1 protein-coding gene is annotated in these 669 nt (G+C 50.4%); it reads right to left on the minus strand.

What is annotated here, in order from left to right:
- Positions 1–272: 272 nt before the first annotated feature.
- A partial coding sequence (locus tag R8N47_RS25630) for an ABC transporter permease (RefSeq protein WP_318186157.1) occupies positions 273–669 on the minus strand: 397 nt, incomplete at its 5' end.

Genomic DNA, 669 nt, shown 5'->3' on the forward strand with positions numbered 1-669 from the left:
ATGACGGCTACGCTTAACGCGTTTTTGCACTATGTGGTGATCAGCAAACAGGAGAAGCTACAGCTTAAACCTAACATGCCAGCGAGCTGGTATCAGCAGCATCACAAGCCTGTATTCGCCCGTTTTGAGCAAGCGGGAATAAAGACTCAACAAATCAAATAGCGCCCCTGTCGAGCCGCAGACGTAAAAAAGCGCCCACAAGGAGGCGCGTTCGGTCAAAATGGTGAGTAATTCCTGGACGAGAAAGCTCTGAGCAACCGAAAAAGGCTTATTTATTCTTGAATCCCACGAATACGGACATTGCGTCTGCGTAAGATCTCCAACGTCACGAGCAAACACACGGACATAAAAATCAGCAAGGTCGCAACAGCCAAAATTGTCGGGCTGATTTGTTCTCGGATCCCTGACCACATCTGCCTTGGGACGGTTTTTTGTTCTGCGCCCGTTAAAAACAACGCCACGACCACTTCATCAAACGACGTGCCAAACGCAAACAATCCACCGGAAATCATGCCGGGACGGATCAACGGAAAAGTCACGTGCCTAAAGGTATAAACCGGATTTGCGCCCAAACTGGCCGCCGCTTTGACGAGGCTTTGATCAAAACCACTCAGCGTCGCGCTCACTGTGATCACGACAAAAGGCGTACCTAGCGCGGCATGCGCTAAG

The organism is Vibrio sp. 2132-1 (assembly GCF_033344315.1).